The sequence below is a fragment of the Sphingorhabdus arenilitoris genome (genome assembly GCF_042651485.1).
In the GTDB taxonomy this organism is placed as follows: Bacteria; Pseudomonadota; Alphaproteobacteria; order Sphingomonadales; family Sphingomonadaceae; genus Sphingorhabdus_B; species Sphingorhabdus_B arenilitoris.
In genome coordinates this window covers 1,222,806-1,243,464 of sequence record NZ_JBHSDH010000013.1, presented here as the reverse complement: position 1 = coordinate 1,243,464, position 20,659 = coordinate 1,222,806, and the positions used below count along the sequence as shown (strand labels likewise).

Here is a 20,659-nt window from a genome sequence, read left to right as displayed (position 1 = left end):
TCATCCCTGATTCGTTATTCTTTGCGCAGCTTATGGCGGATGATATGCGGCCAATTCAATATATGATTGGGCCAAAAAATTTCTAAAGCATAACGGGAACGCATTTCTTCCATCCATTCCTGCTTATACGGATCGGTGCCTGTGCCGAAATCAATTTCGGAAACATGATCGATATCAATGCTATATTGAAACAATGCCGCCGACAATAATGTCCCCGGCGATGCAGATAGATAGCGTTCGTCATGCGCAAGCTTATGAATCAATGCAGTGCCATTTTCGCTCGTCCAAAATTGCGCAGCGGCAGGTTTGCCGTCAATGTAAGCAAGACCAAGCCGCAAACAGCCCGCCGCCGCCTCTTGCCGTGCTAACGCGCGCAGGAAATCGGGACTGCCTTCACTCGGTTTCCAGCTGCGCGCATAAACTTTTTCATAATCGGCCCAGCTTTGTTCGTCGAAATCTTTCTCAATGCGAATGGAAACTACGCCCTTATTTCCCTTGCGCTTGACGGTGCTGCGCAATTGTCCGGGGCGGCCCTGCCAATATTCATCAAAACTGCGGCCCTTGATTTGCAGATAGTGATTTTCATCACATTGGCGCTTTGCAACGATCCATCCGGCCTGTTCAAACGCCGTGGCGAGCAAGCTGGCCGACCCATCCTCATCCGGCATGGGGGAAAGGGTGATACGCCGCGCATGGCTTTGCGCGAGCATCGCTATTTGGCGCAGCAGAGCAAGTTTTGTCACCTCATCATACGGGCCCGCAAATATCGGGCGGAACGTAAAATTATACCAGTTGGCAAGTGCGTCATAGCGCCCCGGTGCCGATTGCATCAGGGGCAGCCATAGATCATGCTCCCCATCATGTGCGCGCAGGAGCAATGGCTTGTGGTCCCGCAATGCCATACGGTGCAAGGCATCAAGCCAGTCGAGCCGGTCAAATAATGATTTTTGCCGGTCGCGGTCCAAATTTCCGCGCGCAGCGGCTTGCGCATCGAGGAAATTATCGTGATATTCACCTTTAACTGGCAATTGAAAATGTCCTGCTACGCCCATGTTAACGCCCAAAAAAGATATGCCCCAATGACAGATAATGTGCCAGACTTTCCGCTCGACCATTTGGCCCTAATGGGTCAAGCGGATGCGGCTGCGCTCATTATCCAGAAACAGGTATATAGTTTTAAGGAGTTAAATCTCCGTATCGGCCGGCTCGCTTTTTTGCTGAAGGCGGCGGGGCTGCAAAAAGGCGACAGGGTAGCAGCTTGGACAGCCAAGGGGTTAATCGCCTGCATCATGCCCTTGGCGGCGGTGCGTGCAGGTTATATCTATGTGCCCATAAACCCGTTGTTAAAAACGCCGCAGCTGGCTCATATCATGGCCGATAGCGGGGCCAAGCTGCTCATTACCAACGCCGCCCGCGCCAAATCCTTGGGCGAAGGCGATCTGAGCGCAGATGTCAGGATATGGGATGAAGCGAACATAACGGCGCAGCTCGATCCCGATGATGCGCCTTATTTGGACCCGTTGGACACAGATTTCGATACGCAGCAGCTTGCCGCTATCCTCTATACATCGGGCAGCACGGGCCGTCCCAAGGGCGTTATGCTGTCGCACCGGAACCTAACGCTCGGTGCGGTGAGCGTTGCCAGCTATTTGAAGCTGCAGCCTGATGACCGTTTGCTCGCTGTGTTGCCGTTGTCTTTTGACTATGGGCAAAATCAATTGCTTTCGGCCTGGCGCGCTGGTGCCTGCGCGGTCCCGCTTGATTATCTGACGCCGCGCGACGTGATAAAGGCCTGTGCCCGGCATCAGATTACAACCTTGGCTGCCGTGCCGCCTTTATGGGTGCAATTGACCGAAATGGTTTGGCCATCCGAAGCAACCGCGGCTATGCGCCGCCTGACCAATAGCGGCGGGGCGTTGACGCCTGTTTTGGTGCGTGAGCTGCGCCGCATCTTTGGAGGCAAGACAGATATTTACGCCATGTACGGCCTGACCGAGGCATTTCGTTCGACTTATCTTGATCCCGCATTGATTGACGATAATCCGGTCAGCATGGGCCGCGCGATCCCCTTTGCAGAGATAATGGTGGTGCGCGCCGATGGCAGTGCGGCTGGACCGGATGAACAGGGCGAGCTCGTTCATGCCGGCCCTTTGGTTGCGCAGGGTTACTGGCAAGATGCCGAACGGACGGCGGAGCGGTTCAAACCAGCCCCTGATTTTAGTGTCCATGGCGGCATGGCCGTTTATAGCGGCGATACCGTGCGGCGCGACCGCGACGGTCTGCTCTATTTCGTCGGCCGCGATGATGCGATGATTAAAACGAGCGGTAACCGCGTGTCCCCGACGGAGATTGAGGAGGCCGCAGTGCAAAGCGGCATTATTGCAGAAGCCTGTGCGCTTGGCCGTAAGGATGTTCGGCTCGGCGAAGCAATCATCCTATTCGTGCGCGCTGTGAATGGACAAGCGGGCGAAGCGGCGCTGCGTAGCCATATGAAGGCTGTCCTGCCAAATTTTATGCAGCCTGCCGAAATTATCTGGCTGGACGTATTTCCAAAAAATGCCAATGGCAAATTGGACCGCACAGCGTTGCAGTCGCGTCTTTAACCAATCGCTGCTAAAGGCCGTAGGATGAGCGACGACACAAGTATGAAAGCAAAACCCTTCGGCCCCATTCCCGCGGGCTATGAGGCGCAGCACGGACAGCTTGTTATCGGCGGGCTGACAGCCGAAGAGCTTGCGACGAAAGCTGGTGACACGCCGGTATTTGTATATTCTCGGGCCCATCTGACTGCGCGGGTGGCGGCTTTGCGTGCCGCGATGCCGGACAGGCTGGCCATCCATTATGCGATGAAGGGCAATCCCTTTCCGCCGTTGCTGACCTTTATGAATGACCTTGTGGATGGATTTGATCTGGCATCCGGCGGGGAAATGGCGTTGGCACTCGCCGCTGGCGTGGCGGCGGATCGGATGAGCTTTGCTGGACCGGGCAAGCGCGACCGCGAATTGGAAGCGGCGATAACGCAGGGCGTGACGATCAACCTGGAAAGCGAAGGCGAGGCAGCTCGTGCGATCTCTATCGCCGATAGGCTGGGGATCAGGCCAAAGCTCGCCGTCCGGGTCAATCCCAGTTTTGACCTGAAAGGTTCCGGCATGAAAATGGGCGGCGGCGCAAAGCAATTTGGCGTCGATGCCGAGCGGGTGCCCGCACTGGTCAAGCATATCATCGCAGCCGGGGCCGATTGGCGGGGCTTTCATATTTATGCCGGATCACAGGCGCTGAATGCAGAAGCGATTATTGAAATGCAGGCGGCAACATTGGCGCTGGTGTCGGAATTAACCGCGATAATCGGGACAGCGCCGCCGCATGTCAATTTGGGCGGCGGATATGGTATTCCCTATTTTGCAGGGGATGCGCCGCTTGATATCTGCGCGGTGGGTGCGGCCCTCGGTAAGGCGCTAGACAGCTTACCTGAGGACATGGCCGAAACAGAGTATAACATCGAACTTGGCCGCTATTTGGTGGGCGAAGCGGGGGTGTATCTGACCCGCGTTGTTGACCGTAAAGTCAGCCACGGCGAGACATTCCTGATCACTGATGGCGGGCTGCATCATCAACTTGCGGCGAGCGGTAATTTTGGCACGGTCATCCGCCGCAACTATCCGATTGCCATTGCGTCACGCTTTGACGCGGGTGCAGAAGAAGTGGTGTCAGTGACGGGCTGCTTGTGCACACCGCTCGATATGCTAGGGAACCAAGTTCATTTACCGCGCGCTGACGTCGGAGATTTGATCGCTATATTCTGCGCTGGTGCCTATGGCGCGTCCGCCAGCCCCGCGAATTTCTTAGGACAAGGCGCGGCGGAGGAAATTTTGGTCTAAAGATTGGTGAAATGCTCGATTTGGCGCTCCCGCATCTGATGATCTCGATCACCTTGCCGAATGGCGACCGGTTACCGACAAAAGCGGGTTAGCAAAAAGGTTAGGCTACTTTGGCTTCTTCACCCAGAATCAGCGGATCATTTTTGCCAATGTCGATAGTGGATTTACCGATATTCGGCGACTTTGCCGTGCGTTGTTTGAATTTGCCATCCACCTGCGCGCCTGGGGCAATGGACAGATTTTGGTAGGTAACGTCGCCCATGATCCGCGCACTGGCTTCAATCACCAATTCCAATGCTTCAATGGAACCTTCGACTTTACCGGACAGGCGCGCATTTTCGGCGCTCACCTTACCCTTGATCACGCTGCTTTCGCCTTGGACGAGCGAACCGCAGGACACATCACCCTGCACCGCGCCATCAATATGAAGGTCAACCTTTGCTGTCAGGTTGCCGGTAATTTCAACATCCGATGCAATCATCGAAAATGTATGTCCTGAACCGCTCATGCTGCTACGACTTCTTGCCTGAGGCGCGCTGGGCGCGGGTGCTTCCGGCGAGGGCTTGGACTTCGAGAACATCGTTATTGGCCTCCAAAAATTTAAGCGGGTTGACGGCTTGACCATTAAGCCGGACCTCAAAATGTAAATGTGAACCAGTTGACCGGCCCGTGCTACCCATTTTTCCCACCTGTACACCACGGGCGACCTTTTGGCCATGTGTAACTGTGAAACCCGACAAGTGAGCGTAGCGAGTGACTAAACCGTTGGCATGGGTGATTTCTATCGTGTTGCCATAGCCCGATTGCTGTCCGGCAAAGCTGATCACTCCGTCGGCCGCAGCAAGAATAGGCGTTCCAATGGGGCCTTTGAAATCAAGGCCGCTATGCATTGCGCCCGCGCCGGTAAAGGGATCGCGGCGGTAGCCATAGCTGCTGGATACCATACCAACCCGGGCGGGCATTGCTGTCGGAACGCTCGCCAACGCACCTTCCATCGCAGCCATACGCTCCACAGCCGCAGCTAATTTGTCGAAACGAGGGTCGCCAAAAGATTGTTTTTTATCATTGCCGAAAAACGGGATAAACGGACCGCCTTGTGCGCTATTGATTTGTGATTTGGCCATTGCCTCTGGGTTGAGGCCGAATTGGCGAATTGCATTTGCCGCACGCTGTGCCCGCAGCTGTGCCACTTTCGTCATTTTTTCCGCAAAGCGGACTTGCCGTGCTTCGAGCTGGGCCAGACCAGCTGCCTCAGGAATAGCAGCGCTAATTTTCTTAAATGCTTCATTTTGTTTCACTGGCACGTCAGCGTCTGTCGGTGCGCTTACTTCGCCTGCCAGCGGGGCCGTCATCGTCTCCAGCATATCCTGACGCTTTTCGATGTCTTTTGTCGCATCGCTAATAAACTTGCGATAATTTGCGACGCTTTCTGATTTCGATTGTACCGCAGCAGCTTTTTCGACGAGCGACATGCGTTCATAGGATATGCTCGCCTGATTGATCGCCATGCCCAATGTGATCAGAGTCCATAAGCCGACCACGGCGGCAACGCTGCCCGCGACGCGCTTTTGCAATTTTGCTGAAATTTTTACAAACCGGACCTGCCCATTTGATCGCATAAAAAACTCACGATCAACGAACCAACCCGCAATCCGGTTTTTCCAACCGGCTGCTTTTACAGAAAGTGACACGACCCACCCCTTTTTTTATTTGCCGGGCGCTTAACAGATGGGCGTTGCCGTGGCGAATCGTGAAAAGGGGAGTCGTGACGAGTCGAGCGAGGGGCAGGATGAATTGCATGAAATCGGTAATTTCGGTCAATTGGCATTTGCAAAATTGCGTAACCGAATCGCTATATATCATCTCGCTGATCATATTTTCTGGTCCGAAAAGTCGAATAAATCATCAGGCCCCTTTTCCTATCGTGCGATAGACCCTAACAGGGGATAATGAGTGAAATTGATAAATTGGTGGCGGAGCTTACCGCCCGGGCAAAGACTGCTTCGCGTCAATTGGCGCAAGCCAGTGATACGGATAAATCAGCAGCGTTAAAGGCCGCGGCTTCGGCGCTTTTGTCGGCCAAAGACGAAATATTAGCCGCCAATGATCAGGATATGGCAAATGGCGCAGAGCGGGGGCTTTCCGCTGCTATGCTCGACCGGTTGAAGCTGGACGCGGACCGATTGGCTTCGATAGCCGCCGCAATCGAACAGGTCGCCATTTTGGAAGATCCAGTGGGGCAAGTGATTGATAGCAACACGCAGCCCAATGGTTTGGTGATGAAGCGGGTTCGGGTGCCGATCGGCGTGCTCGGGATAATATACGAAAGCCGCCCCAACGTGACTGCCGACGCGGCGGCGCTAGGCCTGCGATCGGGTAACGCCGTCATCTTGCGCGGCGGGAGTGAGGCGGTGCATAGCAACCAAGCTATCCACAAGGCCATGGTGGCAGGCGTAGAGGCGGCCGGACTGCCCGGAGACGCGATCATCCTGATGCCAACGCAGGACCGTGCTGCTGTAGGGGCGATGCTGCGGGCGCAGGGGCAGATTGATATGATTATTCCGCGCGGCGGAAAGTCACTGGTGGCCCGGGTGCAGGATGAGGCGCGGGTGCCGGTCCTCGCCCATCTGGATGGCATATGTCATGTTTATGTCCATGCAGACGCCGATCCCGATATGGCAAAGGCAATCGTGGTCAATGCTAAAATGCGGCGCACCGGCATTTGCGGTGCAATGGAAAGCCTTCTGATCGATCAGGATTATCCCGCAGCATCCGAATTGGTCGGCGCGCTGATCGACGCTGGTTGTGAGGTGCGCGCCGATGATGTGTTGATGGAGCTGGATGCGCGCACGGTATCGGCCAATGCAGAGGATTGGGACACAGAATATCTGGAGCCCGTCGTTTCGGCCCGTGCAGTGCGCGGTGTGGATGAAGCCGTGGCGCACATCGCCCGCCATAGTTCGGGGCATACCGAATCGATCATCACCAACGATCAATCCGTGGCGGATCAATTTCAGATGCAGGTGGATAGCGCGATTGTGATGCATAATGCCTCCACCCAATTTGCCGATGGCGGCGAATTTGGCTTAGGCGCAGAAATCGGTATCGCAACGGGCCGCCTTCACGCGCGCGGCCCCGTCGCGCTCGAAGGGCTAACCACCTATAAATGGCTTGTGCATGGGCAGGGGCAAGTGCGTCCTTGAGGCAAGGTCGGGGATCGCCGCAGGGGAAGCCTACTGGGCTGCTGGGCGGATCGTTTAACCCGGCACATGGCGGGCACCGGTCGATCAGCTTATTTGCCATTGATGCGCTGGAGCTGGACGAATTATGGTGGCTGGTATCACCCGGCAATCCGTTAAAGCCCAACAAGGATATGGCGCCGCTGCCCGCACGATTGGCCTCTGCGCGCTTTTCGGCACGGCGCAGCCGGATCAGGCCGACGGCCATTGAGCGCGAATTGGGCACGCGTTACACGGTCGATACGCTCCGCCGGATCAAGATGCGCTATCCCAAACGGCAATTTATCTGGATCATGGGTGCGGATAATCTGGCGCAATTTGTCAAATGGAGGCGCTGGCGCGACATAGCGGCGATGATGCCGATTGCAGTTATTGCTAGACCGGGCTATGATGCAGATGCAATGGCGGGTCCCGCTATGGCTTGGTTCAGGCGTTTTGTCCGCCGCTCGGATCAACGGAAAAACTGGACAAAATGGAGTACGCCAGCGCTTGTATATTTGCGCTTTCGTCCTGACCCCCGTTCGGCAACCGCTGTTCGCAGCGCCGATCCCCATTGGTTCAAGCGATATGAAGGACGCGGCATTCGCGATGCCGTCACCCGAACGCTTGTTTATTAAGGAACAAACTTGATCGATCCCGTACACGCCCCGGCCAGCAAAAAGGCCAAACCCCATCCCGACGATGAATCGGTAAAGGCGCTTTATGCGCTGGTCATGCAGTCGCTTGATGATGATCAGGCGCAGGAAGTCGTTAGCATCCCGTTGGAAGGGAAAAGCAACATTGCCGATTATATGGTCGTCGCCAGTGGCCGGTCGAGCCGTCAGGTCGCCTCGATGGCGCAAAAAATGGCCGAACGTATCAAAAAGTCTGGCCGCAACGCGCGGATCGAAGGCTTGCCTGCCGCCGATTGGGTGTTGATTGATGCCGAAGACGTGATTGTCCACCTTTTCCGTCCCGAAGTGCGCAGCTTCTATAATCTGGAACGCATGTGGGCTTTTGGCGATGAAGGCGAAGCTTAACCGCTGATTGTTGTGACAGTCAGGCCACGGGACAGATAAGCGGGACAGATACTATGCGGCTTCATATCATTGCCCGCGGCAAGATAGGCCGCAGCGCCGAAGCGGATTTGGTCGACCGCTATATGAAGCGAATTAAATGGGACACCCATATCACCGAACTGCCCGATAGCGGCGGTGAGGTGCCGCCCGCTAAATGGACGCCCGTCCGCACCGTGATGCTGGATGAAAAAGGCAAACAGATGGCCAGCGTCGAATTTGCCAAAATGCTGGAAAAATGGCGCGATGCGGGTGTCCGCGAAACCCGTTTCTTGATCGGCGCAGCAGATGGCTTTGGTGATGACGAACGCAGCGGCGCGGATCAGCTTATCGCTTTTGGTAAGGCAACCTGGCCGCATATGATGGCGCGGGCCATGCTTGCCGAGCAATTATTTCGGGCAACATCTATACTTGCCAACCACCCCTATCATAGAGAAGGATAGGGTTATGCGTTTCTGGCTCTCTCTTATCCTTATGGCTTCTATCCCCTTGATATTCGCTGCCGCCTTGTCCGCGCAAAGCAGCGAGGATCAGCGTCAGGCGCTGCGCGATGCAAAGGCAAAGGCAGCGATGGCCGAACAGCGCAGCGAAACCCTACGCCAAGAAGCGGCAAATGCAGAACGGGCGGCCGACCGGTTGGTGGCACAGCGCGCGGTGCTATCGGCGGATATCGATACCGCACAAGCACAAATAGAAGCGGCCAATGCGCGGATCGCCATTATCAGCCGCAAGCAGCTTGAGCAGCGGTCGAGTCTCGGGAAGGCAAGCGAACCCATGTTGCGGCTGAACGCGGCGCTTCAGCAAATGACTGGACGGCCCACCGTGCTGATGATGGCGCAGCCGGGGCAGCGCAGTGATTATGTCCATCTGCGCGCGGTCATGGCGACAGTGGAGCCGCAAATACGGCGGCGCACTGCCGCATTGCGTCAACAAATCGTTATCCAAAAGGATTTGAAATCGCAGGAGCTTGTCGCGCTTAAATCCTTGGGCGATGCGAAGCAACGCTTGGCGGTGCAGAGGGAGGCTTTAGCGCGGTTAGAAGGCAGCAGCCGGAACCGCGCCGATAGCTTGTCCGCCGATGCCGCCGTGGAATTTGAACAAGCGATTGCGCAGGGCGAACGGGCTCGCGATCTGGTGGAAAATATTGATACATTGCGGCTTGGCACGGAAAAAGCGTCGGAACTGGCGGCGCTTGCCGGGCCAGTCATGCGGACGAAGGACGCGCAGCCGATCGGTAAAAATACAGCGCCGGTTTACGTTCTTCCCAAAAATGCGAAGCTGATATCGGGATTTTACGAGTTGAACGATACGGGATACCGGGAACGCGGTATCCGCCTCGCGCTGCCTCCCACATCGGCAATTGGTGCACCGGCGGCGGGCAAGGTTAGTTTTGCGGGTAATTATCGCAGTTATGGCAGGATCGTCATTATCGAACATGGCAGCGGATGGAGCACGTTAATCACCAATTTTGACAGCCTATCCGTAAGCGAGGGCATGACCGTCGAACAGGGGCAGGAGCTCGGTTTTGCACCGGCCGAAAAGGCGCAAATCACGATCGAGTTGCGCCGCAACGGTCGGACCATGGACATTGCCGCATTGGTCAGTTGACCGCAGATAATCACTCACTATGGCTGCGGCGTTAAGCGCCGATACAGGCTTATTATCGCAACACTGCGCTTTCGTGGTAAACGTGCTTTCACCATAGACTTGGCTGGCCTATAAGCTTGAGTCGATAACTGTCAGCGGAAACGGAAGATTATGTTCAAAACCAAATGGATCGCAACATCGCTTATTTTGAGCGCAATGACCGGGACCTTGCTCATGCAATCTGCGGTCAGCTCTGCACAAACTGCGGAGCAGGAGGACCGTTTCCGTGAAATGGAAGAATTTCTAGCTGTCTATCAACGGGTAAAGGCCCGCTATGTCGACAAGGTTGATGATAAGCAGCTGATGGAAGGCGCGATCCAGGGGATGCTGCAAAGCCTTGATCCGCACAGCGCCTTTTTGGACAAAAGTGATTTTGAAAATCTCAATACACAGATTGAAGGTGAATATGGCGGCCTTGGCCTTTCGGTTACGATGGAACAGGGTGCGGTCAAAGTAATTGCGCCGACCGCCGATACACCCGCCGATAAGGCTGGGATTAAAGCGGGCGATTATATAACCCATCTGGATGACAAGTTGATCGTCGGTGGTACTTTGGATGAGGCGGTTGATGCGATGCGCGGCACACCCGGCACATCGATCAAGCTGCGCGTCGTGCGGCTGGGCCGGGATGAGCCGTTTGACGTAACGGTCACCCGGGCCGTGATCGACCTGCAACCGGTCAAGTGGAAGGTTGATAAAGATATCGGCCTGATCACCATTTCGGGCTTTTCACAGGATACCGGCAAAGATGTGGTTGATGCCATTCGCGGCGTGGAACGCTCGCTTGGCAAAAAACCTTTGGGTTATATTGTTGATCTGCGGTCAAATCCGGGCGGGCTTCTGGATGAAGCGGTGGCTGTGTCTGACGCCTTTTTGGATAGCGGAGAAATTGTGTCGGAACGCGGCCGCGAGCGCGGCGATGTGCAACGCTGGTTTGCCGAACGCAATTTCCCGGGCGATGCAACGCAGGGCGCCCCTGTGATCGTGCTTGTTGACGCAGGATCAGCCTCGGCATCCGAAATCGTTGCCGGCGCGTTGCAGGATCATCACCGCGCATTGGTGATGGGTGAGCAAAGCTTTGGCAAGGGATCGGTGCAGACCGTCCTGCCGCTGTCGCGCGACACGGGCCTGCGCCTGACCATCGCGCGGTATCATTTGCCGTCAGGACGCAGCGTGCAAGAAGGCGGGATCAAACCCGATATCCAAGTGCCGCAGCTGTCCGACCCCGACTATGCCAAACGGATTTCGGTGCGCGAAACCGATTTACGCCGTCATTTGGTCAACGAACTTGCCGCCACGGACAAGGAATTGGAAGAGGATGTCAGCAAGGATCCCCGCTTCGCCAAAAGCGCCGAGGAATTAAAGGCAGAAGGCATTGAAGATTTTCAGCTTTATTATGCCATGGAGACACTGCAGCGTTTGGGTAAAAACACCATGCGGCTGGCCAAGAAAGATGATAAGACGCCCGCTCGTAATTAACTTGGGGCGTTTATCATGAATTTCCGTGCGATACGCATCGCAAGCTTAGCCCTGCCGCTGTTCCTGCTCGGCGGGGCTTATGTGTCGCAATATATCGGCGGCCTCTATCCATGCGAAATGTGTTGGTGGCAACGTTATCCGCATATGGCGGCGATACCGATCGCACTGCTCGCTTTTTTTGTCGCTAACCCGTTGGCGCAGCGCGTGTCTGTTGCTTTGGCGGCATTTGCCGTTTTTACCAGTGGTGTCATTGGCGGTTTTCACGCCGGGGTGGAATATGGATGGTGGCAGGGGATGACCGGCTGCACCAGCGCGATAACCGGCAGTGGTGAGGATTATATGAAGGCAATATTGAATGCGCCCCTGCTGCGCTGCGACGTTGCGCCGTGGCAGATGTTCGGTATTTCGCTTGCCGGATATAATTTCCTCTTGTCCTGCGGCGGTGCAGTCGCCATCTTATGGGCATTATGGAAAAACCCGAAATAGCTCAAAACCGCCGTGAACGGCCCGCCCCGATCAGCAAGGCAGACATCGCGCGCATGATCCGGGTCAATCAAGCGGGGGAATATGGGGCGAAACGTATCTATGCCGGGCAATTGGCGGTGATGGGAGATCGTACCGCCGCGTCACGTTCAATCGCGCATATGGCCGAACAAGAACAACGGCATTTGTCGGCATTTGACCAAATGATTGCAGAGCGCGGAGTGCGGCCCACTGCGCTGCAGCCGATATGGGACGTTGCCGGATTTGCGCTGGGCGCTGTGACCGCTGCCATTGGGCCAGAGGCGGCTATGGCCTGCACCGTAGCCGTGGAAACCGAAATTGACAAACATTATGCCGAACAGCTGGAGCAATTGGGCGACAGTGAACCCGAATTATCCGCAATGATAGCGGAATTTCAAGCCGAAGAATTGGAACATAAAGCAACTGCTTTGGCCGAAGGCGCAGAACGCGCACCTGCTTATCCAGTGATGAGCGCGGTAATCCGGGCCGGTTGCCGGGCGGCTATTTCTCTTTCTAAACGAATTTGAGCGTTTAGCGTTTAAGCTTGGGTTCACCTGCGTCAGTGGATAAAGTCGCAAAGACTTTTGGAGATTAAAAGTGAAAAAAAATGCAGCCCTGATCATTTCTATTTTCGCCATGGCGGCGGCAACCCCCGCTTTTGCTCAAACGGAAAACAATAATCTTGCAGGGCCGCAGGATGAGGATGTCAAAGTCAATCAATTGATTGTTTACGGCGATGACCCTTGCCCCGAAAGCACGGACAGTGAAATCGTTGTATGCGTTCGGCAGGCGGAACCTTATCGTATTCCAAAAAATTTGCGCAGCGACCCCAATGATCGGAGCAAGGAGGCGTGGACCAACAGGGTTCTGGCCTATGAATATGTCGCGGCCAACGGCATCGGCAGCTGTTCAAGCATTGGAGCGGGCGGGTTCACCGGTTGCGGTATCAAGGCGATTGATCAGGCCTATGCCGAACGCGCCGAGGATCCGGCGCTCACATTCGGGTTGCTGATCGCCGAGGCACGCCGCAACCGGCTGGCCGGGATTGATGCAGAGGCCGAGGATATTGAACAGACTGTGCTGGCCGAAGAACGCGCCGCTGCGCTCAAAAAACTACAGGCGCAGGCCGATAATGTTGAAGCCGATCCCGAATCCGTTGGTGAAGATGATACGCCCGGTGCGCAGCCATTGCCCGACCCGCGGTAAAGCTTATTTCTTCTGGCTTGCGACCCAATCCTTTACTTGCGTCTCTAATACGTCCAGCGGGACAGCACCCTGACCCAAAACTATGTCGTGAAACGCCGCCAATTTGAATTGGGCGCCCAGTTCCTTGCTGGCAAATTCGCGTAGTTCCCGGATTTTAAGCTCACCCAATTTATAGGCCAGCGCTTGGCCCGGCCAGCTGATATATCGGTTCACTTCGGCTTCGATATTCGCCGCAGATAAGGCGGTATTATCGGTCATGAAATCGATGGCCTTTTGCTTGCTCCAGCCTTTGGAATGAATTCCGGTATCGACAACCAGCCTGCATGCGCGCCACATTTCATAGGATAACCGCCCCATATCCTTTGCAGGGGTATCATATAGCCCCATCTCGATGCCCAACCGTTCCGAATATAGCCCCCATCCTTCGACAAATGCGGTAAAAAAAGCGCCATTTTTGCGAAAGTCGGATAACGGCAATTCCTGTTGCAGCGCAATTTGGTGATGATGGCCGGGCACGCCTTCATGGACGCTGAGCGCAGGTATTTCCCACAAGGGGCGCTGATCCAGCTTGGACGTGTTGACAAAATAATATCCCGCAATGCCAATTTCGGGCGAGCCTGGATTGTAATAGGCCGTGGTAGTACCCTCGGCTATTTCGGACGGAATTTCCTTTATGCCATACGGTAGCCGCGGCATTTTGCCAAAGAGCGAGGGCATTTGCCCGTCGATAATCTTTGTCACCCGCGCGACTTTTTCCATCAACTCCTCAGGCGTTTTGGCATAATATTGGGGGTCGGTGCGCAAATGGTCTATGAATGCCTCGCGGCTGTCATAACCAGCTTTCTTTGCAACCTCGACCATTTCCGCGCGGATGCGGGCGACCTCGTTCAGGCCGATTGAGTGAATTTCATCAGCGGTCAGGTTGGTCGTTGTTTGATTGCGGATCCGGTAATCATAATAAACCGCGCCGCCGGGCTGGGCCGACACGCCAGGGCCTTTGGCACAAGCGGGCTTATATTGCTGCACATACCAGTCATAATGTTTCTGCACCGCAGGGTTAATGAGCGCCGTGATTGTCGTCGCCGCTTGCAGGGCCAAGGCCTCAAATTCTTCGGCATCCATATTATCCGGTTTTTTGCGCGTATAAGGCGCATAGAAACGAGACTGTTTCACATCTTCGGCAATCAGGCCGGATATCGTTTTTTCATAACCGTCAAGCGCATCGCAGGGCAGGGTATATTTGCCCTTTATCGCGACATTGGCAACCGCGATGCTTTCATCATTCACCCGGGCATATTGTTTCAACCGGTTATTATAGCTTTGATAATCGGCGGCGCTGCGAAAGGGTAAGTTATCTGCCATGCCCGCAACCGTTTGATGCCATCCGGACCGGTTGGTGAAGTTGATCGCCCGTTGCCCCATGCCATTGGCTTCAATTGTCTCGCTCAGTGTGCGTTCCAAGATCGCATAGTCAACCTGGGCAGCGGCGCTTAACCCATCTTTGCCGATTGCACGTAACTTTGCGAGGACGGTCGCCGCCGATTTTGCCTGCCGGTCCAGTCCCGCTAAACTATAGTCGCCAAGCTCATTGGCATAATCATCAACGCCAAGCGAGCTTGCAAAAACCGGCGATTCCTTGAGGGCATCAGCCCAATATTCTTCAACCAATTGCGCCAGCGCGGTGTCGGCGGAGGATGCCTGCGCGGCCTGTTCAGCTTGGACTGGCGCTGGCGTAACAATCGAAATAATCGCGAGTGCGGCGGCGGCAGTCAAAAACGAGTTACGCATTTTTAGGTTCTCCCGAGAATATTGTTATTCTATGGTCTATGCAAAGGGGAAGCATATGGCCAGCAAGATTGAAGATTTTTTGGCAAATAACCGAAAACCCTATAGGAAATCTCTGAAACCTGACGCGATAGAAAAAGGCATGGCCGGTTTATCGATCCTGCTGATTTTGGCGGCGGGAACCGCGCTCGCAAAGGGATATAACCAATGGCATTCACTGCCGTGGCAGGTTTGGGCACATTTAGGCACAATATTGACAGCGCTGCTGATTACACCTGTGATGATGCTGCGCAAACGGGGAGACAAACTGCACCGAATTTTGGGTTGGATATGGTCGGTTGCTATGTTCGCGACTGCGTTGATCAGCTTTGACATTCGCCTTATTGGGCGCGGCGAGTTCAGTTACATTCACCTGTTATCGGCGCTGACGATAGTGACTGTGCCGTTGCTGATTTTGTCTGCGCGCAAACATAACGTAGGATCGCATCGCAGACAGGTTCGAATACTTGTGTTCGGCGCTTTGTTGATTGCGGGATTTTTTACCTTTCCCTTTGGCCGGTTGATGGGGAATTGGTTATTCGGTTAACGATTTCGTTCGCTTCATTGTAATCCAGATGACATTTTTTGGGTGCAACACGCCTACGTCAGTTAACAGCCAAAAGGACTTAGGATGCGGCAGAAGATTGTTTGGGTGCTTGCGCTTTCGATGCTGTCCCTATCGGGATGCGCGACATATATCGGATCCACAGGCAGCGCCGCTGCGCCCACAGTTTCTAAGGCATCCGCTCCGCAAACTGCATTGGAGGCGTTGCGGCCATATTATGCGGGGCTGAATGAAGCCCTGCCAGTTGCGCCTGCTGGCGTGTCCTTGCCCTTGGACAGCGTCATAACGCGGTTTGCCTTTGGTTCTTGCGTGAATGAGAATCGCGACATGGATTTTTGGAATGTTATCGCCGCTGAAAAACCGCAGGCATTTTTTCTGATTGGCGATAATGTCTACGGTGACACAGAAACCAATCACGCAGCAACCATTCCGTCGCTTCAGGCGAGTTATCGCAAACTTTCCAGTCGGCAACAATTTGCCGATTTCCGAAAAAATGTGCCGATGATGGCCACTTGGGACGACCATGATTACGGGGCCAATGATGCCGGCGGTAGTTTCACGTTTAAGGAATATGCCGAAAAGATATTTGAAAACTATTGGGGTTCTGCTGACCAGGTTCGCTCGCGCCCCGGCGTATATGAAAGCCGGATCGTTGGACCAGAGGGCAAACGGGTTCAGTTCATCCTGCTGGATACGCGATTTTTCCGGTCGGACCTGGCCCGTATGCGCTATCAAAAGGAACGCCCGCCGCTGGGTCCATACATCCCGAATGTGGACCCTGCTGCCACGATGCTGGGCGATGCGCAGTGGCAATGGTTGGAGGCGGAGCTGGCGCGGCCGGCGGACCTGCGGTTCATTATTTCGTCGGTGCAGGTAATCACCAGCGCGCATGGGTATGAAAGCTGGTATAATTTCCCAAAACAGCGGGAAAAACTATATGCGCTGTTGGCGGCGAAAAATGTCAATAACGCGGTATTATTGAGCGGCGACCGCCATGCAGCTGCGATGTACCGCGAAAATGTGCCCGGCCTATCGCGGCCATTATATGAATTCACTTCAAGCTCGCTTAACTTTGCTTTTGGTGACGGTGACAATGGCGCACGCGAACCCGATCCTGCACGGCTGGGCGGCTTTTGGGCGAGTGAAAATTTTGGTCAGGTGGATATTGACTGGACCGCACGCACGGTGACCATGACCCTGAAAAAAAGCGATGGCAGCCGGATAGAGCAGCAAAAGATAGGGACATTTTAGGGGCTAGACCCTGATATTGCGGCTGGAAACTAATTTCTGTTGTAACTTGTTTGACCCGCGCTTTTTTGGCAGGGCAAGGCGCTATTATCGCTAGCTGAAGCATTTTTGCGTGTGCCCGACCCCGATACCGCCGACTTGTTGATTAGTGACAAGCTGACCGGTGCCGATTGGCGCGCGCATAAGAGTAATCGGCGAGCATATTGGTGAACAGCGCCACATGGGGCCTTGTCCTTGGCAAAGCGATGCTGGGCGACAGCGAAGGCACGAAGCTGCTATTCGCCCCTGCACGCATAAATAGCTGCGGGGGTCAGTGGATAGTGCCCAGAGTGGTTTCGACCGACAGCATGATGATTAGCCGTTCAATCTGCCGCCAGCGGCAAAATTGGATATGATTGCCGACATTGCGGCTTGCTTCTGCCCGTTCGGCGGCTTCCAATCCAGCTTGTTTGCCGTAATCGGAAATCAGCGTCTCCGCCTCTGCCACATCATGCGGTTGAACATATAAAGGCAGATACATGGGCGGTTGCGACCTATTTATTGTTATTCGAGGGTGCAGGCAGCGCCGGGGTGCGACGTGCCTGCTGAACCCCATATGCCAAACAGGCATGGATTAACCGTCAAAGCGCTTGGTTACCCGGATATTTACTATTCACCCGAATAAGGCGCTTGCCAGTTTCGGGGCAAAGGTGGCAAAGAGAAAACATGAATGAAATGAAACCAAAAGATAATAAAATGGCTGGCGGGATTTTTGTTGCTGCGGGGTTAATGGGCGGCGCGATTATCGGCATTGCTTATGGTCAGCCGTCGATTGGTATGGTCGCAGGACTTGCCGTAGGTGCGGCCGCCGCGCTGCTGGTCTGGTTTTGGGACGTGGCGAGAAAATAAGGGGCGCAACAACCATGGCACATCATGTTCGTAATATTTCAATCCTATGCGCTATTGCCGCTGCGGGCGGTATATATTGGGCGACACGACCCGATGTCGCGCAGGTGCCGATTGAGCAGCTGACGGGACCGAATGTTCAATTAAAGTCGGTGGAAACGCGGGTTCAGAAAATTCCGACGGTTAACGTTGCGGACGTCAAACGCTGGTCCAAAGATGGAAAGCCCAATGCAGCGGAAGGTTTGCAAGTTGCCGCCTTTGCCGAAGGGCTCGATCATCCGCGCAACATGTATGTTTTGCCCAATGGCGATGTTCTGGTTGCCGAAGCCAATAAACAGCCAAGCAAAGGCGGCGGCATTACCGATTGGGTTGCCGGATGGTTGATGGATAAAGCAGGTGCGGGCGTGCCCTCTGCCGACCGTATCACCTTACTGCGCGACGCCGATGGCGATGGTAAGGCGGAGATGAAGACGGTGTTTCTGGAGGGGTTAACCTCTCCCTTTGGTATGGCATTGGTGGACGGGCGCCTGTTCATTGCCAATACGACCGGCATTGTCGCCGTGCCCTATAAGGATGGAGATACCAAGGCGGCCGAGAAACCGGCCAATATCTTCAATATGAATGCCAAAGCGCCCAATATGCATTGGACCAAAAACCTGATCGCCAGCGCCGATGGCAAAAAGCTTTATGTGGCCGTCGGATCGAACAGCAATATCGGCGAAGGCGGGATGGAGATTGAACGCGGGCGTGCGATGATTATCGAATTTGACCTGCAAACGCGGAAGGGCGTGCCATGGGGTGTGGGGCTGCGCAATCCGGTTGGTATGGATTTTGACGATCAGGGGCAGCTGTGGACCGTAGTGAATGAACGCGATATGCTGGGTTCTGATATGGTTCCCGATTATCTGACCATGGTTCCCGAAGGATCCGATTTCGGCTGGCCCTATCATTATTGGGGCGGCTTTACCGACGAACGGATTGAAGACGTCCGGCCCGAAATGCGGCAATATGAACGCCGCCCGGACTATGGTTTAGGCCCGCATACCGCGCCGCTCGGCCTCGTATTTTCGCGGGGGACAAAGCTAGGCGACAAATATGCGTCGGGTGCTTTTATCGCTCGGCACGGTTCATGGAACCGCGTGCCCGCTTCGGGCTATGACGTTATTTTCGTCAAATTCCGCAATGGCCGCCCGGTGGAACAACCCTTGCCTGTGCTCGACGGGTTTTTGGACAAAGACGGAAATGCGCAAGGCCGCCCGACTATGGTCGCGGTTGATAAGGCGGGCGGATTGCTGGTCAGCGACGATGTTGGCAACCGTATCTGGCGGGTGACAGCGGGATAGTATCCAGCGTCAGCCCGCCATCTCTTCGGCGCTTAACGCATAGAGCAAATCCGCCCCTGCCATCGCACTGTTTTTCAGCGATAATGCCTCTGCCACCATTACATCCAGATAATAGCGGCAAGTCACAGTCTTTGCTTTCAGGAATGCATTATCTGGATCACCATCCAGTCCCGCCTGCGCTGCTCGCAATTGCGTAGCCATTAACCAGCCGCAGGTTGCAACAGATACCATGGTGGTAAAGGCGTAGCTGCCGCTCAACCGGTCATCAATCGACGCTTGGTTCAGCATCCAGCTGGCAACCTCGGTGCAGGCCCCCGCCAACTCTTTGAGTGTGGGTGCATCGCCTGCCTCAGCGCCAATTCGCGCTAGGTGGTCCATCAGCACCGATCCGCCGCCTATGCCCAATTTGCGGCCAACAAGGTCAGCGGCTTGGATACCGTTTGTGCCCTCGTAAATTTGTGCGATCCGGGCGTCGCGGTAATATTGCGCAGCGCCAGTTTCCTCAACATAGCCCATGCCGCCATGCACCTGTATGCCAAGCGAGGCAATTTCGCTGCCCATGTCGGTGCCATAAAGCTTTGCCAGCGGGGTCATCAAATCGGCCATCTCGCGCGCGCCGTCAATATCGAGCGCAGCGCGGTCCACCTGTCCGGCGGCATAATAAAGCAAAGCGCGAATGGCCTGCGTTCCGGCTTTCATGCGCAGCAGCATCCGGCGCACATCGGGATGTTCGATAATCGCGACAGGATCGCGGCTATCACCGCCAGCGCGGGCCGATTGGGTGCGTTCTTGTGCAAACCATATCGCCTTTTGCGTTGCCGCCTCGCCAATTTGTACGCCCTGTAGCCCGACATTGATCCGTGCATTATTCATCATCGTGAACATCGCCCGCATGCCGCCAAATTCCGGCCCAATCAGCTCGCCAACACATTCGCCCTCTTCCCCATAGGCAAGCACGCAGGTTGGTGACGCATTGATCCCCATTTTATGTTCGATTGAAACGACTTTAATGTCATTTTGCGCGCCGATACTGCCGTCCGACCCGACCTGATATTTGGGCACCAGAAATAACGATATACCCTTGGTTCCAGCGGGAGCATCCGGCGTGCGCGCAAGCACCAGGTGGACGATATTGTCGGCCATGTCATGGTCGCCAAAGCTGATATAGATTTTCTGCCCGCGAATTTGATATTTGCCATCACCCAGCGGCGTTGCAGTTGCTTTTAACGCGCCCACGTCGCTGCCCGCTTGTGGTTCGGTCAGGTTCATCGTGCCGGTCCATTCGCCGGTCGATAATTTCGGCAAGAACAGAGCTTTCTGCGCGTCGCTGCCATGGTGATAGATGGATTCAATCGAACCCACCGACAATATCGGGCATAATGCAAAGGCCATATTCGCCGCGCCCAAACTGTCGAGCGCCATTAAGGCGAGCGAGAAGGGCAGGCCCTGTCCGCCAAATTCGGCAGGGGCGTTGATCGACCCCCAGCCATTGGCAACATAATTTTTATACGCCTGCACATATCCATCGGGCATGACGACCCGGCCATCCTGAACCCGCGCACCCACGGTATCGCCAATGCGGTTAAGCGGGGCAAATTCGTTCGCCGCAAATTCGCCCACGCCTTCGACAATAGCCTGCACCATATCAGGAGTCGCATCGGCGAACCTTTCATGCGCGGCCAATTCCTCAATGCCGGTTATATGATTGAGAACAAATATCTGCTCAGTTGTGGGCGCGGTGAAGCTCATGGATAAAATTTTTCCTGTGTTGATATATTTTGCACGT

The 20,659-nt window shown here is 54.9% G+C and carries 22 protein-coding genes; 16 read left to right on the top strand and 6 right to left on the bottom strand.

Annotated features, from left to right (window positions below; genetic code table 11):
* Positions 1 to 14: 14 nt before the first annotated feature.
* Complete coding sequence (locus ACFOWX_RS10100) at positions 15 to 1,052, bottom strand: GNAT family N-acetyltransferase (protein ID WP_381423724.1); 1,038 nt, start codon at positions 1,050 to 1,052, stop codon at positions 15 to 17.
* 27 nt (positions 1,053 to 1,079) lie between these two features.
* Here ACFOWX_RS10100 and ACFOWX_RS10095 point away from each other — a divergent pair, with 27 nt between their 5' ends.
* Both ACFOWX_RS10095 and ACFOWX_RS10090 read left to right on the top strand, forming a co-directional pair.
* Positions 1,080 to 2,603, top strand: coding sequence for an acyl-CoA ligase (AMP-forming), exosortase A system-associated (locus ACFOWX_RS10095; RefSeq protein WP_381423722.1), 1,524 nt, complete (start codon positions 1,080 to 1,082; stop codon positions 2,601 to 2,603).
* A 24-nt stretch (positions 2,604 to 2,627) separates the two neighbouring features.
* A complete protein-coding gene (locus tag ACFOWX_RS10090) occupies positions 2,628 to 3,878 on the top strand; it encodes a pyridoxal-dependent decarboxylase, exosortase A system-associated (RefSeq protein ID WP_381423720.1) in 1,251 nt (416 codons plus the stop codon).
* Positions 3,879 to 3,978: 100 nt separating this feature from the next.
* On the opposite strand, the gene ACFOWX_RS10085 is transcribed toward ACFOWX_RS10090, so the two are convergent.
* Entirely contained in the window at positions 3,979 to 4,386 is a 408-nt protein-coding gene (locus tag ACFOWX_RS10085) for a bactofilin family protein (protein WP_381423718.1), read from the bottom strand.
* A gap of 4 nt (positions 4,387 to 4,390) precedes the next feature.
* Positions 4,391 to 5,569: a M23 family metallopeptidase gene (locus ACFOWX_RS10080; RefSeq protein ID WP_381423716.1), complete on the bottom strand. Its 1,179-nt coding sequence runs from the start codon at positions 5,567 to 5,569 to the stop codon at positions 4,391 to 4,393.
* A gap of 258 nt (positions 5,570 to 5,827) precedes the next feature.
* On the opposite strand from ACFOWX_RS10080, the gene ACFOWX_RS10075 reads away from it, so the two are divergent.
* The 9 genes from ACFOWX_RS10075 (at position 5,828) to ACFOWX_RS10035 (ending at position 13,008) form a co-directional block, all read left to right on the top strand.
* Complete coding sequence (locus tag ACFOWX_RS10075; protein ID WP_381423714.1) at positions 5,828 to 7,081, top strand: glutamate-5-semialdehyde dehydrogenase; 1,254 nt, start codon at positions 5,828 to 5,830, stop codon at positions 7,079 to 7,081.
* On the top strand, positions 7,078 to 7,734 hold the full coding sequence (locus ACFOWX_RS10070; protein WP_381423712.1) for a nicotinate-nucleotide adenylyltransferase: 657 nt from the start codon (positions 7,078 to 7,080) through the stop codon (positions 7,732 to 7,734). The genes ACFOWX_RS10075 and ACFOWX_RS10070 overlap by 4 nt, the downstream gene beginning before the upstream one ends.
* A gap of 96 nt (positions 7,735 to 7,830) precedes the next feature.
* Positions 7,831 to 8,136 (top strand): ribosome silencing factor, encoded by a 306-nt coding sequence (gene rsfS, locus ACFOWX_RS10065; protein ID WP_381425001.1) that lies wholly within the window; start codon positions 7,831 to 7,833, stop codon positions 8,134 to 8,136.
* Positions 8,137 to 8,189: 53 nt separating this feature from the next.
* Positions 8,190 to 8,615 (top strand): 23S rRNA (pseudouridine(1915)-N(3))-methyltransferase RlmH, encoded by a 426-nt coding sequence (locus ACFOWX_RS10060; RefSeq protein ID WP_381423710.1) that lies wholly within the window; start codon positions 8,190 to 8,192, stop codon positions 8,613 to 8,615.
* Between the two features lie 4 nt (positions 8,616 to 8,619).
* Entirely contained in the window at positions 8,620 to 9,780 is a 1,161-nt protein-coding gene (locus ACFOWX_RS10055) for a murein hydrolase activator EnvC family protein (RefSeq protein ID WP_381423708.1), read from the top strand.
* Positions 9,781 to 9,930: 150 nt separating this feature from the next.
* Positions 9,931 to 11,298, top strand: coding sequence for a S41 family peptidase (locus ACFOWX_RS10050; RefSeq protein ID WP_381423706.1), 1,368 nt, complete (start codon positions 9,931 to 9,933; stop codon positions 11,296 to 11,298).
* Between the two features lie 15 nt (positions 11,299 to 11,313).
* On the top strand, positions 11,314 to 11,784 hold the full coding sequence (locus tag ACFOWX_RS10045) for a disulfide bond formation protein B (protein WP_381423703.1): 471 nt from the start codon (positions 11,314 to 11,316) through the stop codon (positions 11,782 to 11,784).
* A gap of 53 nt (positions 11,785 to 11,837) precedes the next feature.
* A complete protein-coding gene (locus ACFOWX_RS10040) occupies positions 11,838 to 12,329 on the top strand; it encodes a demethoxyubiquinone hydroxylase family protein (protein ID WP_381424999.1) in 492 nt (163 codons plus the stop codon).
* A gap of 70 nt (positions 12,330 to 12,399) precedes the next feature.
* Positions 12,400 to 13,008 (top strand): hypothetical protein, encoded by a 609-nt coding sequence (locus tag ACFOWX_RS10035; protein ID WP_381423702.1) that lies wholly within the window; start codon positions 12,400 to 12,402, stop codon positions 13,006 to 13,008.
* Between the two features lie 3 nt (positions 13,009 to 13,011).
* Here the strand turns inward: ACFOWX_RS10035 and ACFOWX_RS10030 are convergent, their stop codons facing one another.
* The gene (locus ACFOWX_RS10030) at positions 13,012 to 14,796 is read right to left on the bottom strand and encodes a DUF885 domain-containing protein (RefSeq protein ID WP_381423700.1); all 1,785 of its coding nucleotides are present in this window, start codon (positions 14,794 to 14,796) and stop codon (positions 13,012 to 13,014) included.
* Between the two features lie 55 nt (positions 14,797 to 14,851).
* Between ACFOWX_RS10030 and ACFOWX_RS10025 the strand changes: the two genes are divergently transcribed.
* From ACFOWX_RS10025 to ACFOWX_RS10015, 3 genes are all read left to right on the top strand, one after another.
* Complete coding sequence (locus tag ACFOWX_RS10025; protein ID WP_381423698.1) at positions 14,852 to 15,379, top strand: DUF2306 domain-containing protein; 528 nt, start codon at positions 14,852 to 14,854, stop codon at positions 15,377 to 15,379.
* Positions 15,380 to 15,463: 84 nt separating this feature from the next.
* Complete coding sequence (locus ACFOWX_RS10020) at positions 15,464 to 16,648, top strand: alkaline phosphatase D family protein (RefSeq protein WP_381423696.1); 1,185 nt, start codon at positions 15,464 to 15,466, stop codon at positions 16,646 to 16,648.
* Positions 16,649 to 16,759: 111 nt separating this feature from the next.
* Positions 16,760 to 16,855: a hypothetical protein gene (locus ACFOWX_RS10015; RefSeq protein ID WP_381423695.1), complete on the top strand. Its 96-nt coding sequence runs from the start codon at positions 16,760 to 16,762 to the stop codon at positions 16,853 to 16,855.
* 100 nt (positions 16,856 to 16,955) lie between these two features.
* Here the strand turns inward: ACFOWX_RS10015 and ACFOWX_RS10010 are convergent, their stop codons facing one another.
* Positions 16,956 to 17,165 carry a hypothetical protein gene (locus tag ACFOWX_RS10010; RefSeq protein ID WP_381423693.1) on the bottom strand — a complete coding sequence of 70 codons (210 nt, stop codon included), beginning with the start codon at positions 17,163 to 17,165 and terminating at the stop codon, positions 16,956 to 16,958.
* Positions 17,166 to 17,350: 185 nt separating this feature from the next.
* On the opposite strand from ACFOWX_RS10010, the gene ACFOWX_RS10005 reads away from it, so the two are divergent.
* Positions 17,351 to 17,533 carry a hypothetical protein gene (locus ACFOWX_RS10005; protein ID WP_381423691.1) on the top strand — a complete coding sequence of 61 codons (183 nt, stop codon included), beginning with the start codon at positions 17,351 to 17,353 and terminating at the stop codon, positions 17,531 to 17,533.
* Between the two features lie 14 nt (positions 17,534 to 17,547).
* Positions 17,548 to 18,873, top strand: coding sequence for a PQQ-dependent sugar dehydrogenase (locus tag ACFOWX_RS10000; RefSeq protein ID WP_381423690.1), 1,326 nt, complete (start codon positions 17,548 to 17,550; stop codon positions 18,871 to 18,873).
* Positions 18,874 to 18,882: 9 nt separating this feature from the next.
* Here ACFOWX_RS10000 and ACFOWX_RS09995 read toward each other — a convergent pair whose 3' ends face one another.
* Entirely contained in the window at positions 18,883 to 20,622 is a 1,740-nt protein-coding gene (locus ACFOWX_RS09995; protein ID WP_381423688.1) for an acyl-CoA dehydrogenase, read from the bottom strand.
* Between the last annotated feature and the right edge of the window lie 37 nt (positions 20,623 to 20,659).

Excerpts from the sequence above, each read along its gene's own strand:
- ACFOWX_RS10095 (WP_381423722.1), top strand. The coding sequence starts at position 1,080 with ATGACAGATAATGTGCCAGACTTTCCGCTCGACCATTTGGCCCTAATG.
- ACFOWX_RS10045 (WP_381423703.1), top strand. The coding sequence starts at position 11,314 with ATGAATTTCCGTGCGATACGCATCGCAAGCTTAGCCCTGCCGCTGTTC.
- ACFOWX_RS10020 (WP_381423696.1), top strand. The coding sequence starts at position 15,464 with ATGCGGCAGAAGATTGTTTGGGTGCTTGCGCTTTCGATGCTGTCCCTA.
- ACFOWX_RS10005 (WP_381423691.1), top strand. The coding sequence starts at position 17,351 with ATGAATGAAATGAAACCAAAAGATAATAAAATGGCTGGCGGGATTTTT.
- ACFOWX_RS10040 (WP_381424999.1), top strand. The coding sequence starts at position 11,838 with ATGATCCGGGTCAATCAAGCGGGGGAATATGGGGCGAAACGTATCTAT.
- ACFOWX_RS10010 (WP_381423693.1), bottom strand. The coding sequence starts at position 17,165 with ATGTATCTGCCTTTATATGTTCAACCGCATGATGTGGCAGAGGCGGAG.
- ACFOWX_RS10090 (WP_381423720.1), top strand. The coding sequence starts at position 2,628 with ATGAGCGACGACACAAGTATGAAAGCAAAACCCTTCGGCCCCATTCCC.
- ACFOWX_RS10100 (WP_381423724.1), bottom strand. The coding sequence starts at position 1,052 with ATGGGCGTAGCAGGACATTTTCAATTGCCAGTTAAAGGTGAATATCAC.
- ACFOWX_RS09995 (WP_381423688.1), bottom strand. The coding sequence starts at position 20,622 with ATGAGCTTCACCGCGCCCACAACTGAGCAGATATTTGTTCTCAATCAT.
- ACFOWX_RS10000 (WP_381423690.1), top strand. The coding sequence starts at position 17,548 with ATGGCACATCATGTTCGTAATATTTCAATCCTATGCGCTATTGCCGCT.
- ACFOWX_RS10050 (WP_381423706.1), top strand. The coding sequence starts at position 9,931 with ATGTTCAAAACCAAATGGATCGCAACATCGCTTATTTTGAGCGCAATG.
- ACFOWX_RS10085 (WP_381423718.1), bottom strand. The coding sequence starts at position 4,386 with ATGAGCGGTTCAGGACATACATTTTCGATGATTGCATCGGATGTTGAA.
- ACFOWX_RS10075 (WP_381423714.1), top strand. The coding sequence starts at position 5,828 with ATGAGTGAAATTGATAAATTGGTGGCGGAGCTTACCGCCCGGGCAAAG.
- ACFOWX_RS10025 (WP_381423698.1), top strand. The coding sequence starts at position 14,852 with ATGGCCAGCAAGATTGAAGATTTTTTGGCAAATAACCGAAAACCCTAT.
- ACFOWX_RS10060 (WP_381423710.1), top strand. The coding sequence starts at position 8,190 with ATGCGGCTTCATATCATTGCCCGCGGCAAGATAGGCCGCAGCGCCGAA.
- rsfS (WP_381425001.1), top strand. The coding sequence starts at position 7,831 with ATGCAGTCGCTTGATGATGATCAGGCGCAGGAAGTCGTTAGCATCCCG.
- ACFOWX_RS10030 (WP_381423700.1), bottom strand. The coding sequence starts at position 14,796 with ATGCGTAACTCGTTTTTGACTGCCGCCGCCGCACTCGCGATTATTTCG.
- ACFOWX_RS10055 (WP_381423708.1), top strand. The coding sequence starts at position 8,620 with ATGCGTTTCTGGCTCTCTCTTATCCTTATGGCTTCTATCCCCTTGATA.